General features: G+C 69.3%; 14 protein-coding genes. 5 read left to right on the top strand and 9 right to left on the bottom strand.

Features of this window, described 5'->3' with window-relative positions; genetic code table 11:
- Nucleotides 1-83: 83 nt before the first annotated feature.
- Complete coding sequence (locus tag OG876_RS23775; protein WP_328518821.1) at nt 84-389, bottom strand: DUF2218 domain-containing protein; 306 nt, start codon at nt 387-389, stop codon at nt 84-86.
- A gap of 63 nt (nt 390-452) precedes the next feature.
- Between OG876_RS23775 and OG876_RS23770 the strand changes: the two genes are divergently transcribed.
- Entirely contained in the window at nt 453-1,004 is a 552-nt protein-coding gene (locus OG876_RS23770) for a TetR/AcrR family transcriptional regulator (protein WP_328518820.1), read from the top strand.
- On the opposite strand, the gene OG876_RS23765 is transcribed toward OG876_RS23770, so the two are convergent.
- From OG876_RS23765 to OG876_RS23750, 4 genes are all read right to left on the bottom strand, one after another.
- Nucleotides 981-3,026 (bottom strand): copper-translocating P-type ATPase, encoded by a 2,046-nt coding sequence (locus OG876_RS23765; RefSeq protein ID WP_328518819.1) that lies wholly within the window; start codon nt 3,024-3,026, stop codon nt 981-983. The genes OG876_RS23770 and OG876_RS23765 overlap by 24 nt on opposite strands.
- Nucleotides 3,027-3,059: 33 nt before the next feature.
- Nucleotides 3,060-4,640, bottom strand: a complete 1,581-nt coding sequence (locus tag OG876_RS23760) for an ABC-F family ATP-binding cassette domain-containing protein (RefSeq protein WP_328518818.1) — start codon at nt 4,638-4,640, stop codon at nt 3,060-3,062.
- A gap of 151 nt (nt 4,641-4,791) precedes the next feature.
- On the bottom strand, nt 4,792-5,001 hold the full coding sequence (locus tag OG876_RS23755; RefSeq protein WP_328518817.1) for a DUF6343 family protein: 210 nt from the start codon (nt 4,999-5,001) through the stop codon (nt 4,792-4,794).
- A 14-nt stretch (nt 5,002-5,015) separates the two neighbouring features.
- Nucleotides 5,016-5,687 carry a FadR/GntR family transcriptional regulator gene (locus OG876_RS23750; RefSeq protein WP_328518816.1) on the bottom strand — a complete coding sequence of 224 codons (672 nt, stop codon included), beginning with the start codon at nt 5,685-5,687 and terminating at the stop codon, nt 5,016-5,018.
- Nucleotides 5,688-5,717: 30 nt separating this feature from the next.
- Between OG876_RS23750 and OG876_RS23745 the strand changes: the two genes are divergently transcribed.
- From OG876_RS23745 to OG876_RS23735, 3 genes are all read left to right on the top strand, one after another.
- Nucleotides 5,718-6,125, top strand: coding sequence for a DUF3052 domain-containing protein (locus tag OG876_RS23745; protein WP_328518815.1), 408 nt, complete (start codon nt 5,718-5,720; stop codon nt 6,123-6,125).
- A gap of 426 nt (nt 6,126-6,551) precedes the next feature.
- A complete protein-coding gene (locus OG876_RS23740; RefSeq protein WP_328518814.1) occupies nt 6,552-10,355 on the top strand; it encodes a multifunctional oxoglutarate decarboxylase/oxoglutarate dehydrogenase thiamine pyrophosphate-binding subunit/dihydrolipoyllysine-residue succinyltransferase subunit in 3,804 nt (1,267 codons plus the stop codon).
- Between the two features lies 1 nt (nt 10,356).
- Nucleotides 10,357-10,533, top strand: a complete 177-nt coding sequence (locus tag OG876_RS23735; RefSeq protein WP_165554028.1) for a DUF6104 family protein — start codon at nt 10,357-10,359, stop codon at nt 10,531-10,533.
- A 41-nt stretch (nt 10,534-10,574) separates the two neighbouring features.
- Here OG876_RS23735 and OG876_RS23730 read toward each other — a convergent pair whose 3' ends face one another.
- Nucleotides 10,575-10,928 carry an ArsR/SmtB family transcription factor gene (locus OG876_RS23730; RefSeq protein ID WP_328518813.1) on the bottom strand — a complete coding sequence of 118 codons (354 nt, stop codon included), beginning with the start codon at nt 10,926-10,928 and terminating at the stop codon, nt 10,575-10,577.
- 114 nt (nt 10,929-11,042) lie between these two features.
- On the opposite strand from OG876_RS23730, the gene OG876_RS23725 reads away from it, so the two are divergent.
- Complete coding sequence (locus OG876_RS23725) at nt 11,043-12,278, top strand: sodium:proton exchanger (protein WP_328518812.1); 1,236 nt, start codon at nt 11,043-11,045, stop codon at nt 12,276-12,278.
- On the opposite strand, the gene OG876_RS23720 is transcribed toward OG876_RS23725, so the two are convergent.
- From OG876_RS23720 to OG876_RS23710, 3 genes are all read right to left on the bottom strand, one after another.
- Nucleotides 12,279-12,584 (bottom strand): WhiB family transcriptional regulator, encoded by a 306-nt coding sequence (locus OG876_RS23720; protein WP_328518811.1) that lies wholly within the window; start codon nt 12,582-12,584, stop codon nt 12,279-12,281.
- A gap of 154 nt (nt 12,585-12,738) precedes the next feature.
- Nucleotides 12,739-13,248, bottom strand: a complete 510-nt coding sequence (locus OG876_RS23715; RefSeq protein ID WP_328518810.1) for a GNAT family N-acetyltransferase — start codon at nt 13,246-13,248, stop codon at nt 12,739-12,741.
- Entirely contained in the window at nt 13,249-14,217 is a 969-nt protein-coding gene (locus tag OG876_RS23710) for a zinc-binding dehydrogenase (RefSeq protein ID WP_328518809.1), read from the bottom strand. It abuts the gene before it with no gap.
- Nucleotides 14,218-14,299: the final 82 nt, after the last annotated feature.

Below are 14,299 nucleotides of genomic sequence, written 5' to 3'. Positions count from 1 at the left end.
GGCGCCGGCCGGGCCTGTTCACCGTCCATCGTGCACACCAGGCGACCGGAGACTGTGCAATCAGCCCATGTCCCCGCTCTTGCTCACTGCGGTTCTTGGGGTCGCCAGTGGACCTGGAGGCCGTCGCGGCGGCCGATCTGTTCGATGCGTTGCGCGACGTGGGCGCTCAGTTCGTCCAGGCGGGCGGCGTCGGCTGCCTCGACCTGGAGGATCAGCTCGTCCGCGGCGCTGCGGATCGTCCACGTTGCCTCGCCCAGGTCGATGACCAGCTCACCCGGACTACTCGCCAGCACCTTCATCCCGCCGGGCTGGTGACCGAAGTGGCTGGTCAGTTGTTCGACGTACCGTGCCGCTCGCGGAGTCCCGACGTACGCCTGCACGACTGCCATCCCGACACACTCCTTTTTCAAGACAGAGTGTCTCGAATACGGACAGTCTGTCAAGGTAGGCTGATGGCCGTGCCGAAGTTGTGGGATGACAGCATTGCGACGCATCGGGAGGCGGTGCGGGGGGCTGTGCTCGACGCGGCCGCCGCGCTGGTGGCCGAGCGCGGTGTGACCGGGGTGACGATGTCGGAGGTTGCTCAGCGGGCCGGGGTCGGGCGGGCGACGCTGTACAAGTACTTCCCGGACGTCGAGTCGGTTCTGGCCGCGTGGCACGAGCGACAGGTGGGTGAACATCTCCGGCAGCTCGAGGACATCTGGCGGCGGAGCGGGCAGCTCAGCGATGTGCTCGAGGCCTATGCGTTCATCTGCTACGAGCACCCGCAGTCGGAGCCCGCTGCGTCGCTACATCGGTCGGAGCATGTGACCAAGGCTCGTGAGCACCTCATCGAGTTCCTCGCGGGTCTGATGACCGACGTGCGTGACGACGTTCCGCCCAAGGAGTTGGCGGCGTACTGCGTGCATGCGCTCGGCGCGGGGGGCGCCGTACCGTCGAAGGCGGCGGTACGGCGCTTGGTCGCGGTCACGCTGACCGGGTTACGCGGCGAGTCGAGCGGGTGAGAGGTCAAGGCGGCGCAGTAGCTGGGCGTTGAGGGCGACCACGATGGTCGAGATCGACATCAGGATCGCGCCGACGGCCGGAGAGACGACCACGCCGGCGAAGGCGAGTACGCCGGCCGCGAGCGGGACCGTGATGACGTTGTAGCCGGTGGCCCAGGCCAGGTTCTGCCACATCTTGCGGTAGCTGGCCTTCGACAAGGCGATCACCGACAGGACCGCGCGCGGGTCGTCGGCGGCCAGGACTACGCCGGCCGACTCGATCGCGACGTCCGTGCCGGCGCCGATGGCGATGCCGACCTCGGCACGAGCCAGCGCGGGAGCGTCGTTCACGCCGTCGCCGACCATCGCGACCTTGAGGCCGCGTGCCTGCAGTTCGGCGACCTTCGCGTCCTTGTCGTGCGGGAGGACCTCCGCGAAGACCTCGTCGATGCCGAGCTCCTTGGCGACCGCGTCGGCGACCTGGTGTGCGTCGCCGGTGATCATCGCGACCTTCACACCACGCCGATGGAGCGCATCCACCGCCTGCCTCGACTCCTCGCGAACCTCGTCCTCCAACGCGACCGCCCCGACCACCTGCCCGTCCCGAACCACATGCAGCACCGCGGCCCCACGCCCCTTCCAGGTCGCGACGTCCGTCTCCAGCTCCGCCGGCTCGGGTACGCCGTACTCCCGCAAGAACGCTGGTCCACCGACAGCAACCTCGGAACCGTCCACAACAGCCTGTACGCCGCGACCGGTGAGTGACTGGAATTCCGATGCCACCACGGCTCGTCCGTGACCGACCGGCACCCGATCGGAGTGGGCTCGGACGATCGCCTTGGCCAAGGGATGTTCACTGTCGGCCTCGACCGCAGCGGCCAGCTCCAGGAGTTCCTCGTCAGTGATGGGTCCGACCGTGGCAACGCCGGTCACCGCCGGCTCGCCCTTGGTCAGAGTGCCGGTCTTGTCGAACAGGACGACGTCGATCGTGCGCATCCGCTCCAGCGCCAGCCGGTCCTTCACCAGGACCCCGGCCTTCGCGGCGCGTTCGGTGGAGATCGCGATCACCAGCGGGATGGCCAGTCCGAGGGCGTGCGGGCAGGCGATCACCAGGACCGTCACGGTCCGCGTGACGGCCTCGTTGACCTCACCCAGCAGCGTCCACACCACGAACGTGATCAACCCTGCGATCGACGCGAAGTAGAAGAGGAACGCCGCGGCCCGATCGGCCAGGGCCTGCGCGCGGGACGACGACGCCTGCGCCTCGGCGACCAGCCGCTGGATCCCGGCCAGCGCGGTGTCGTCCCCGACTGCCGTGATCTCGACCCGCAGAGCGTTGTCGGTGGCAACGGTCCCGGCGACCACGGAATCCCCGATTGCCCGCAGGACCGGACGCGACTCACCGGTGATCATCGACTCGTCGACCTCGGCCTGCCCGTCGATCACGGTCCCGTCCGCCGGCACGCGCCCGCCCGAGCGGACCAGTACGACGTCTCCCGCCAGCAACTCGCCGAGCGGCACCTCGACCACGCCGTCGGCCGTCACCTTCTCTGCCGAGTCGGGCAGCAGTGCGGCCAACGCGTCGAGCGCACCGGACGCAGCGCCGAGCGCTCGCATCTCCAGCCAGTGCCCAAGCAGCATGATCACGATCAGCAGCGCGAGCTCCCACCAGAAGTCCAGGTCGAACCCGCCGATGCCGAGCGTCGTCACCCAGGACGCCACGAACGCGACCGTGATCGCCATCGAGATCAGCAGCATCATCCCGGGACGGCGAGACCTCAGTTCGCCCCAACCTCCGGTCAGGAACGGCTGCCCGCCGTACACGAAGATCACCGTCCCCAGGACCGGGGCGATCAGCCCCGACCCCGGGAACTCCGGCCGCGTGTACCCGAGCAGGTCGGCGAACATCGCACTGAAGAACACCACCGGCACCGCCAGCCCAAGGCTGATCCAGAACCGATCCTTGAACTGCGCCGCATGATCCCCGTGACCCGCATGCCCACCGTGCTCAGCCGGCGCGGCGTGGTCGTGATGCTCGTCCATACCCCCGAGAGTACCCCCCAGGGGTATGGCCGACTAGAGCGGGTCGATGTCCGTCAGCGTCTCCGGCGTCAGCTCCAGCCAGCGGGTGATGCCGATCTCGCGCAGGAACGGGAGGTCGTGGCTGGCGATGATCAGGGCACCGTTGTACGACGCGAGGGCGTCGCGGAGCTGGGCGACGCTGGCCAGGTCCAGGTTGTTGGTCGGCTCGTCGAGCATCAGCAACTGCGGTGGGGGCTCAGCCAGCAGCAGCGCCGCCAGCGTCGCCCGGAAGCGCTCGCCACCGGACAGCGTGCTGACCAGCTGATCGGCCGCCCGCCCGCGGAAGAGGAAGCGAGCCAGCCGCGACCGCCGCTCCTGGTTCTCCGTGCTCGGGGCCAGCAACGCGAGGTTGTCGACAATCGACAGGTCGTCCCGGAGCAGATCCACCCGCTGCGGCAGATACCGGAACGGCACCTCCGGCAACCCACCGCTCGTGACCGACTGCAGCAGCGTCGTCTTGCCCGCGCCGTTCGGCCCGGTCAGCGCGATCCGCTCCGGCCCGCGGATCTCCAGGTCCACGTGCGCCCCGGTCCGCAGGACGTGATCCTCGAGCCGCAGCACCACCCGGCCCGCGGGTACGGCGGTCTTCGGCAGGTCGACGCGGATCGTGTCGTCGTCGTGGACGAGCTCCTCCGCGTCGGCCAGCGCCTCCCGCGCCGAGTCGAGCCGCTCGGACTGCATCCCGAGGTGCTTCCCGGCCGACACCTGCGCCGCCCGCTTCAGCCCGCCCGCGACGATCTTCGGGATCCCGCCCTGCTCGAACGCCCGCTGTCCGCGGGCCCGGCGCTGGTCCATCTTCATCCGCGCCTCGATCAGGTCGCGCCGCTGCTTGCGGACGTCGGCCTCGGCCGACCGGAGCATCCGCTCGGCCGCCTCCTGCTCGATCGCCACCGCCTCCTCGTAGGCGGTGAGGTTCCCGCCGTACCAGGTGACGTCGCCCTTGCGCAGGTCGCCGATCTGGTCGACCCGGTCCAGCAACTCGCGGTCGTGGCTGACGATCACCAACGCACCACGGAACTGCTCGACCGCGTCGTACAGATGCCGCCGGGCCCGCAGGTCCAGGTTGTTGGTCGGCTCGTCGAGCAGCAGTACGTCGGGACGCCGCAACAACTCCGCGGCCAGGCCGAGCAGGATCGTCTCGCCGCCGGACAGCTCACCGACGTTCCGGTCGAGGTCGATCGCGCCGAGGCCGAGCTTGCCGAGCAGCGCCTCGGCCCGTTCGTCGACATCCCAGTCGTCGCCGACGACCGCGAAGTTCTCCTCCGAGGCGTCACCGGACTCGATCGCGGTGATGGCGCGGCGGACGGCCTCGATGCCGAGCGCCTGATCGACCCGCAGGCTGGTGTCGAGGGTCAGGTCCTGCGGCAGGTACCCGAGCTCGCCGCTCACCCGGATCGACCCGCGCTGCGGAGTGAGCCGCCCGGCGATGAGCCGGAGCAGCGTCGACTTACCGGCGCCGTTGCGGCCGACCAGCCCGGACCGCACGGGTCCGGCGACGAAGGTGAGCCCGTCGAACAGGACGTCGCCGTCCGGCCAGGCGAAGAAGAGGTCCGTACAGGACAGGGAAAAACTCATGTGCGTGCACTCCAGAAGAGGTCTCGGACGAGACCGCACACCAGGACGGGTGGCGATCGATCGGCTGAAGAGAAGACCTCGGAGCTACAACGCGGACCCCTGACGTCGGGAATGGGACAGCACCAAGGGTAGGCGGCACTCCCGGCCGGGTTCAACCATTTTCCCGGCGCTTGCGCCGGGCAACGATCAGCAGGTCGACCAGCGCGACCACCGCGAGCGCACCGAACGCGATCACCCAGCCGGCCGGCAGGTCGAAGACGACGGCCAGCACGGCCGCCGCGATCCACAGCGCCAGACCGAAGGACGCGAGTACCAGGCGCAGCGTCAGCGCACTGCGGGGCGGCGCCGGTTCGAAGGCCATGCCACCGGAGTACCTCAGGGTGCTTTGCGGAGCCAGGTCTCGACGCCGGCGATGTGCGCGGTCATCCAGGCCCGGGCCGCCTCGGCGTCACCGATCTCGATCGCGTCCAGGATCGCGGCGTGCTCCGACAGCGTCCGCTCGACCGCGCCGGCCTGGGTGACCCCGCGCCAGATCCGGGCCCGCTGGGTCGCACCGGAGATGCCGTCGAGCAGCGAGCACACGACCTGGTTCCCGGTCGCCTCGGCGATCGCGCGGTGGAACCGCAGGTCGTTGGCGACCAGGTCCTCGACCGGCGAGTCGGCGGTCAGGTCGCTGCAGAGCAGCCGGAGCTCGGTCAGCTGCTCATGGCTGATCCGGACGGCGGCCAGCGCCGCGACCCCGGGCTCGAGCAGCCGCCGGACCTCGAAGAACTGCAGCACCGAGTCGTCGCGATGCAGGTCGACCATGAAGTTCAGCGCGTCCAGCAGATGCGCCGAGTCGAGACTGCTGACGAAGGTGCCGTCGCCGTGCCGGACGTCCAGCACGTTCACCAGCGTCAGTGCCTTGACCGCCTCGCGCAGCGAGTTCCGCGACAGGCCGAGCCGCGCCGCGAGATCCGCCTCCTTCGGCAGTCGATCCCCTGGACCCAGTTCCCCCGAGGTGATCATCCCTTTGATCTTGACGATCGCCTCATCCGTCAACGCCATCTCGTCAGTATGCAGCCCTACGATCCCTTCATGACCACACCGGGCTACTCGGGCAAACCGCTCGCGGCGAAGCTGGGTATCAAGCCGGAGCACGTCGTGCTGCTCGACAACGCGCCGGACGGTTTCGCGATCGAGGGCCTGCCCGCCGGTACGACGGTGGTCCGCCGGGCCGGCCGGACGTCGTACGACGTGGTGCTCGCCTTCTGTCCGGACCGGAGCCGGCTGACCAAGCGCCTGCCGGTGCTGCTCGGCAAGGCGGTGACCGCGGGGATGATCTGGATCGCGTGGCCGAAGCGGTCGTCCGGCGTTCCGACCGACCTGGACGAGAACGGCATCCGCGAGCTGGCCCTGCCGCTCGGCGTGGTCGACGTGAAGGTGGCTGCGATCGACGCGACCTGGTCGGGCCTGAAGCTGGTCCGGCGCCTGAGCAACCGGTGAGCCCAATCGCGGCTGACTGGACTGATCCGCGGGGTGACGTTGACCACATTTCTGCGCAGTCCTGATCATCACCACCGGCAAGCGGACAACTGCATACAGTGGGCAACTGCGCTCAAATACTCTACTCAGCGTCACCTCGGCGAGCGGCCGAAATCCCACCTCTGCAAGGGGTCCCGCAGCTCCGTCGGCTGTGGACCGTGCCGTCGGCTCCGGAGCCTCCGGCCGATGAGCTGAAACACCTGCCTGCACAGTGTTTCAGGCCTCGATCGATCAAGCCGCCAGGGCCTGACCACCCGACGCACTGGTCCGGTGGTCCCGGGCTGTGGAAGTGGTCGGCGTGCTATTAGCCTTGCCCTGGGGCACCACCCATAACATCAGCAGTAACAACCGCGGTACCGGACCCGATCGGAAGAGGCGAACTGCCCAGTGGCCACCGAGCCATCAGACACCAATCCCCTAGCAGCCTTCGGTGCGAACGAATGGCTGGTCGACGAGCTGTACGAGAAGTACCAGCAGGACCCGAAGTCGGTGGATCCGGCGTGGTTGGACTTCTTCAAGACGTACAAGCCTGGTGACGACGCGAAGCCGGTGACCACCACCCCGGCCGACGCTCCCCGGCCCGACGCGGTGTCCGAGAACAAGACCCCTGAGGCGCCGAGCCGCGGTACAACGCCGTCCGCGCCCGCCTCCAGCGCACCCGCGGCCACCACCGCGGCCGCTCAGCCCACGCCGGCCGCCGCACAGGCCGCCGTACCGCAGACTCAACCCGCAGCGAAGCAAGCGCCGGCCCAGACCGGCGCCCCGACCGGAGGCACGGTGAACCAGCCGCCCAGCGTCCAGCCCAAGCCGGCTCCCGCGACCAACTCCGACGGCGAGCGGCAGATCATGCGCGGCGCGCCCGCGCGGACCGCGCAGAACATGGAGACCAGCCTCACGGTCCCCACGGCGACCAGCGTCCGGCAGGTCCCGGTCAAGCTGCTGATCGACAACCGCATCGTCATCAACAACCACCTCAAGCGCGCCCGCGGCGGCAAGGTCTCCTTCACCCACCTGATCGGCTGGGCGCTGGTGAAGGCGCTGAAGACGCTGCCCGAGATGAACGCGTCGTACGACGAGACCGACGGCAAGCCGACGCACGTCCAGCCGGCCCACATCAACCTCGGCCTGGCCATCGACATGCAGAAGCCGGACGGCACGCGGCAGCTGCTGGTGCCGTCGATCAAGGCCGCCGAGACGATGACGTTCGCCGACTTCTGGATGGCCTACGAGGACATCGTCCGGCGGGCCCGGGACAACAAGCTGGCGCTGCCCGACTTCCAGGGCACCACGATCAGCCTGACCAACCCCGGCACCATCGGCACGCAGCACTCGGTGCCGCGGCTGATGACCGGCCAGGGCTGCATCATCGGCGTCGGCGCGATGGAGTACCCGCCGGAGTACCAGGGTGCGGCCGACGAGACGATGGCCAAGCTCGCGGTCAGCAAGGTGATGACGCTGACCTCGACGTACGACCACCGGATCATTCAGGGCGCCCAGTCGGGTGAGTACCTGCGCCGCCTGCACCAGCTGCTGCTCGGCGCGGAGGGCTTCTACGACGAGATCTTCCAGTCGCTGCGGATCCCCTACGAGCCGATCCGCTGGGCCGCCGACCTCCCGCACAGCCACGAGGAGGACGTCTCCAAGCAGGCGCGCATCCTCGAGATGATCCACGCCTACCGGGTGCGCGGCCACATCATGGCCGACACCGACCCGCTGGAGTACAAGCAGCGCAGTCACCCGGACCTGGACGTGGCCACCCACGGCCTGACCCTGTGGGACCTGGACCGCGAGTTCGCCACCGGCTCGTTCGGCGGCGGCGACCGGAAGTTCATGAAGCTGCGTGAGATCCTCGGCATCCTGCGCGACTCGTACTGCCGGACCACCGGTGTCGAGTACATGCACATCCAGGACCCCGAGCAGCGCAAGTGGATCCAGGAGCGGGTCGAGCGGCCGCACACCAAGCCGCCGCGCGAGGAGCAGCTGCGGATCCTGGCCAAGCTGAACGAGGCCGAGGCGTTCGAGACCTTCCTGCAGACCAAGTACGTCGGCCAGCGCCGGTTCTCGCTGGAGGGTGCCGAGACCACCATCCCGTTGCTCGACGAGCTCTGCGAGGAGGCGGCCGGCGCCGGTCTGTCCGAGGTCGCGATCGGCATGGCGCACCGCGGCCGGCTGAACGTGCTGGCCAACATCGTCGGCAAGTCGTACGGCCAGATCTTCCGCGAGTTCGAGGGCAACATCGACCCGCGGACCGTGCAGGGCTCCGGTGACGTCAAGTACCACCTGGGCGCCGAGGGCGAGTTCGTCTCCGAGTTCGGCGACAAGATCAAGGTCTCGGTCGCGGCGAACCCGTCCCACCTGGAGACGGTCGACCCGGTGCTCGAGGGCATCGTCCGGGCCAAGCAGGACCTGCTGGACCGCGGGGCCGCGTTCCCGGTGCTGCCGTTGCTCGTCCACGGTGACGCGGCCTTCGCCGGTCAGGGCGTGGTGGCGGAGACGCTGAACCTGTCCCAGCTGCGCGGCTACCGCACCGGCGGCACGATCCACGTGATCGTGAACAACCAGGTCGGCTTCACCACCTCACCGGCGTCGTCCCGCTCGTCGATGTACTCCACCGACGTGGCCCGGATGGTGCAGGCGCCGATCTTCCACGTGAACGGCGACGACCCCGAGGCGTGCATCCGGGTGGCCGACCTGGCCTTCGAATACCGCCAGGCGTTCAACAAGGACGTCGTCATCGACCTGGTCTGCTACCGCCGCCGCGGCCACAACGAGGGTGACGACCCGAGCTTCACCCAGCCGTTGATGTACGACCTGATCGAGCAGAAGCGGTCCGTCCGCAAGCTCTACACCGAGGCCCTGATCGGCCGTGGCGACATCACGATCGAAGAGGCCGAGCAGGCCATGCAGGACTTCCAGCATCGCCTCGAGCGGGTGTTCGCCGAGGTCCGCGAGGCGAAGAACCAGCCGGACTCCCCGGCGCCCTACGTGACCGCCCCGATCTACCCGGACAAGCCGGACGGCCCGGACGCGACCGCGACCACGCCCGAGGTGCTGAAGAAGATCGCCGACGCGCACACCACGTTGCCGGAGGGCTTCACCGTGCACCCGAAGGTGATGCCGCAGCTGCAGCGCCGGGCGCACGCGATCACGCAGGGCCCGATCGACTGGGCCAGTGCGGAGATCACCGCGTTCGGCTCGCTGCTGCTGGCCGGGCGTCCGGTCCGGCTGGCCGGTCAGGACAGCCGCCGCGGCACCTTCGTGCAGCGGTTCGCCGCGGTCATCGACCGGGTCAACGCGCAGGACTACGTCCCACTGCAGAACCTCGACGAGAACCAGGCGAACTTCTACGTCTACGACTCGCTGCTGAGCGAGTACGCCGCGCTCGGCTTCGAGTACGGGTACTCCGTGGCGCGGCCGGAGGCGCTGACGCTGTGGGAGGCGCAGTTCGGCGACTTCGTCAACGGCGCGCAGTCGGTCATCGACGAGTACATCTCGTCCGGTGAGGCGAAGTGGGGCCAGAAGTCCGGTGTCGTGCTGCTGCTGCCGCACGGCTACGAGGGCCAGGGCCCGGACCACACCTCGGCCAGGATCGAGCGGTTCCTTGCGCTGTGCGCGGAGGACGCGATGACGGTGGCGCAGCCGTCGACCCCGGCGTCGTACTTCCACCTGCTCCGCCGGCACACGCTCGGCGAGGAGCACACTCCGATGGTCGTCTTCACGCCGAAGCAGCTGCTGCGGCGCAAGGAGGCGGTGTCGCAGCCGGAGGACCTGACCCACGGCACCTTCCGGCCGGTGATCAACGACCCCGAGGCCGAGGCGAACCCGGCGAGCGTCGAGCGCGTCATCCTGGCCTCCGGCCGGATCGTGTACGACCTGCTGGCGGAGCGGAAGAAGGTCGAGCCGGACAAGATCAGCACCGCGATCCTGCGGGTCGAGCAGCTCTACCCGCTGGCGGCCGACGAGGTCGTCGCCGAGCTGGCGAAGTACCCGAACGCGACCGAGATCCGCTGGGTCCAGGACGAGCCCGCGAACCAGGGCCCGTGGCCGTTCATGGCGCTGAACCTGACCGAGCACCTCGGCGGCAGGCCGTTCTACCGGGTCTCCCGGCCGGCCATGGCCGCCCCGGCGGTCGGCTCGCACGGTGTCCACGGCACCGAGCAGGCGACCCTGCTCAAGCAGGCCTTCAGCTGACGTGTACTTCACCGACCGAGGGATCGAGGAACTCGAGGGCCGGCGTGGCGAGGAAGACGTCACGCTGGCCTGGGTGGCCGAGCGGCTGCGCGAGTTCGTCGACCTGAACCCCGAGTTCGAAACCCCGATCGAACGCTTCGCCACCTGGCTCGCCCGCCTCGACGACGAAGACGACTAACCTGACCGACGGCCAGTACCTCGAACCCGGCAGCAGATGCTTTAGTCGGTGTGTGGGGGTCTGGTGCGGCGGGGTGGGTCGGGGGCCAGGGTGCCGTCGGGGGCGATGTGCTCGAAGATCTGGTCGACCAGGTTGAGCACGTGCGGGTCGTCGACGGTGTAGATGTGCCGGCGGCCTTCGCGGCGGGCGGTGATGATGCCGGCCAGCCGGAGCTTGCCGAGATGCTGGCTGGCGGTGGCGATACTCACGCCGACGCGCTCCGCCAGCGTACCGACGTCGTACTCGCCCTGGGCCGCCAGTGACACCAGGTGCAGCCGCACCGGCGCGGAGAGCATCGCGAAGGTGCCGGCGGCGGAATCCAGCTGTGCCTTCGTCGGTTCAGGGGATCTGGTCATCGCGCAGTCATTGTGACCGGTGGACGGGCCGGACGGCAGTCCGCCGAGCCGTCGTGAGCACGGTCTCATACTTTCGCAATTGCGAAAGTATCAAAACGGTGGCAGGCTGGAACCATGTTCCGAGCCCTCCGCCCTGTGCTCCTGCTGCTCGTGGTGGCGATCCCCGCGGTCGCCCTCCGGCTGACCGGCACCCACCCGCCGGCGCTCGCGTCGATCCTCGTCTTCGGCCTCGCCGTCGTCGCCGCGTCGTTCGTGCTGGCCTGGGCGGCGGAGGCCGCAGAGGTGGACATCTCGGGCGGTCTGGCGATCGCGCTGCTGGCGGTCATCGCCGTACTCCCGGAGTACGCCGTCGACCTCTACTTCGCGCACACCGCCGGCTCGAACCCTGACTATGTGCAGTTCGCCGCGGCCAACATGACCGGCTCGAACCGGCTGCTCCTCGGCCTCGGCTGGTCCAGCGTCGTCCTCGTCAGCCTGTACGTCGCCTCCCGGCGCAGCGGGCAGACGGTCAAGGCGCTGGTGCTCGAATCCAGCTACCGCCGCGAGCTCGGCTTCCTCGCGGTCGCCGGCCTGGTCGCGTTCATCATCCCGGTGACCGGCGAGATCCACCTGGTGCTCGGCATCCTGCTGCTCGCGTTCTTCGCCTACTACCTGTACCGCGCGGCGATCTCCGAGCACGACGACGAGCCCGACCTGATCGGGCCGGCGGCGACGATCGGCGGCCTGCCGACGGTGCAGCGACGGATCACGGTGATCGGGATGTTCCTGGCGTCGGCGGCGGTGATCCTGGCGTCGGCGGAGCCGTTCGCGGACTCGCTGGTCGAGGGCGGCCGGGCGCTCGGGATCGACCAGTTCCTGCTGGTCCAGTGGCTGGCTCCGCTGGCCTCGGAGGCGCCGGAGTTCATCGTGGCCCTGCTGTTCGCCTGGCGGGGCAAGGGCGCGGCCGCGCTGGGCCTGCTGATCTCGGCCAAGGTGAACCAGTGGACCCTGCTGATCGGCAGCCTCCCGATCGCGTACGGCGTCGGCGGTGGACCGATCGCGCTGCACCTGGACGGACGGCAGGTCGAGGAGTTCCTGCTGACGGCCACGCAGACGCTGCTCGGGCTCGCCGTACTGCTGAGTCTTCGCTTCCCGCGGTGGGCGGCCTGGACGCTGCTCGGTCTGTTCGCGGTTCAGTTCGCCGTACCGGGTCAGACCGGGCGGTATGTGCTGAGTGCGGTCTACCTGGTGCTGGCGATCGTCGCGGTCGTCCACAACCGGCAGTACGTCGTCGCCACGCTGACGTCGCCGTTCCGGCGCACAGAAAAGCCCGCCGACGCGGACCGCGCCGACGAGCTTCTCAACGCCTGATCAGCTGGCCTGCTGCTCTTCGACCTCGACCATGGGGTTGGCGCGGCGGCGCTCCTGCGGGCCCGGGCGGCCGCGACGGCGGCCGTAGAGGAACTTCTCGCCGGCCGCCGTACCGGTGAACTTGGTCCGACGGGCCCACTCACGGCATTCCTCCAGCACCGGGCACGACGTCAGGCAGACCGCCTGGGCCTTGCGCTGCTCCCACTGGCTCGCGGTCTCGTCGTACGCCGGCGCCTGGCCGACGCAGGCGGCCCGGGTCATCCAACGGTCGGCGGGGTCGGCGATCACCGTCAAGGTCGGCCTCATGGGCACTCCTGCTCCTCATCGATCGGGCGGATCGAAACCGCGGGGGTTTCTCGCGGTAGGACCAGACTGAGCCAGGCTCGTTGCCCCGGTGCGACGCCCATGTTTCAGCCATGAAACGTCGTACGCCGCCTGTGTCACAGCTGTGCCGGTGACACTAGGCCCCCCGGCGGACCATCCGGAGCTCGGCGACGTCGAAGAACGGCTCGTCGGCGACCGTCCCGTCGGCGACGAAACCCTTGCGGCGGTAGAACGCCTGGGCCCGCTCGTTCCCCTCCAGCACCCACAGGCTGGCCGGCGCGTTGCCAATGGCAACCTCCATCAGCCGGCTGCCGAGCCCTGTGCTCCACCAGGCCTTCCGGGTGTAGATCGCCTGCACCTCGATCGGGACCGGCGCATCCTCGTCCTGGGTCGGCCGGATCGCGATGAATCCGACCACCCGCTCCCGCACCGGCGCCTCGGGGTCCGGGTTCAGCGCGACCCACCGCGGCCGGCCTTCCTTCGCGGCGATCGTCCAGCGCTCGATCCGGGTGTCGATGTCGGCGGTCCGCTCGGCCAGCTTGGCGGGATCGACGAGATCGGCGTACGCCTCCAGCCAGCACTGCAGATGACACCATGCGCCGGCTTCGGCGTCCTCGACTCCGGCCGGCCTGATCTCTGGTTGCACTCAGACAGTAAAGACGATCTTGCCGAAGACGTCGCCCTCGTTCAGCTTCGCGAAGCCCTTGCGGGCGTCGGCGAGCGGGAGCATCGAGTCGATGTGCGGCGAGATGCCGGCGGTCGCCATGAACTGCATGAGCTCGGCCAGCTCGGTCCGGGTCCCCATCGTCGAGCCCTGGACCCGCAACTGCAGGAAGAAGATCCGGTTCAGCTCGGCCGACTTCGGCGCCTGGCCGCTGGTCGCGCCGGAGATCACCAGGGTGCCGCCCTGCTTGAGCGACTTGAGCGAGTGCGACCAGGTCGCCTGGCCGACCGTCTCCATCACCGCGTCGACCCGCTCCGGCATCCGCGCCCCGGACTCGAACGCGTCATGCGCGCCGATCTCCAGCGCCTTGGCCCGCTTCCCCTCGTCCCGGCTGGTCGCCCACACCCGCATCCCCGCGGCCCGCGCCAGCGTGATCAACGCCGTCGCCACACCACCGCCCGCGCCTTGCACGAGCACGGTGTCGCCCGGCTTGAGCCCCGACTGCGTGAACAGCATCCGGTACGCCGTCAGCCACGCGGTCGGCAGACACGCGGCCTGCTCGAAGCTCAGCCCGGCCGGCTTCGGTACGACGTTTCGCGCTGGTACGGCGACCTTCTCCGCAAGGGTGCCCTGGTAGCGCTCACTCAGCAGCGACCGCTTCGGGTCGAGCGTCTCGTCACCCTTCCAGGCCGGGTCCGAGATCACCGCGTGCACGACGACCTCGTTGCCGTCCGGGTCGACCCCGGCCGCGTCGCAGCCGAGGATCATCGGCAGGCTCTGCTCGGCCAGCCCGACCCCCTTGAGCGACCAGAGGTCGTGGTGGTTGAGCGCCGTCGCCCGCACATCGATCGTCACCCAGCCCTCGGGCACCGTCGGATCGGGGCGCTCCCCCACCTCCAGAGCGGCGATCGGGTCGTCGGCGTCGAACTTGGCGGCATAGGCAGCAAGCATGCGACCCACCCTAGTCCGGTCGGCGGACAGCGTCAGTTACCGAATTCACCACAGGCACGTACCCCTGGAAAACGGACCGGCG

Source organism: Kribbella sp. NBC_00359 (assembly GCF_036097425.1).
Classification (GTDB): domain Bacteria; phylum Actinomycetota; class Actinomycetes; order Propionibacteriales; family Kribbellaceae; genus Kribbella.
Note: the sequence above shows the minus strand (reverse complement) of the source record. Positions and strands in the feature narration are given on the sequence as shown.